1 protein-coding gene is annotated in these 764 nt (G+C 66.0%); it reads left to right on the top strand.

What is annotated here, in order from left to right; all coding sequences use genetic code 11:
- Nucleotides 1-764, top strand: a 764-nt coding sequence (locus tag AC3WTO_RS31125; RefSeq protein WP_492465086.1) for a cadherin-like domain-containing protein, incomplete at both ends; no start/stop codon positions are given.

Genomic DNA, 764 nt, shown 5'->3' with positions numbered 1-764 from the left:
CCTGACGATCACCATCGTCGACGATGCGCCGATCGCGCGTCTGGATACCGACAGCGTCGGTACCGGCAGCACGACGGACGGCAATGTGATCAGCGGCGTCGGCACGACCAACTCGGGTGCTGGTGCTGACACGGTTGGCGCCGACGGTGCCAGCGTGAGCAACATCGTGAGCAACTTTGCCGGTGGCGCCGGCAGCCCGGTCTCGGGTGCGACGGCGATCAATGGCCAGTATGGCCAGCTGACGATCGATGCGAGCGGCCAGTACACCTATGTGCGCACGGCCGGTTCGGCCGGTGGTGTGGACGATGTCTTCACCTACACGCTGAAGGATGGCGACGGCGACACCAAGACGGCGACGCTGACGATCCACATCGACGACTCCAAGCCGACCTTCACGCTGCCGACGGCAGGTGATGGCGTGACGACGGTGTACGAAGCGGGCCTCGGGGTTCGCGGCAGCGAGCCTGCCGGTTCGCAGGTTGCTCCGACCAACACGACGGCCTCGGGCGTGATCCAGGTGACGTCGGTCGACGGCATCGGCACGGTGTCGCTGAATGGCCAGCAGGTCACCAGCACCAATGCCGGCGCTCCGACGACGGTTCTGAACAATGCGACGGGCACGCTGACGGCGTGGTTCGAGGCAGCGACGAACCAGATCCACTACACCTACACGCTGAAGGACAACACCGGCGACACCAACAACACGGCGGTCACCGTCGCGGTCGGCGTGACCGACAGCGATGGCGATGCGGCTCCTGCCGGCA

The sequence above is a fragment of the Mesorhizobium sp. EU05-FHT14A09 genome (assembly GCF_058790995.1).
The sequence above is the reverse complement of the archived record's forward strand: the minus strand, read 5'-3'. Positions and strand labels throughout refer to the sequence as shown.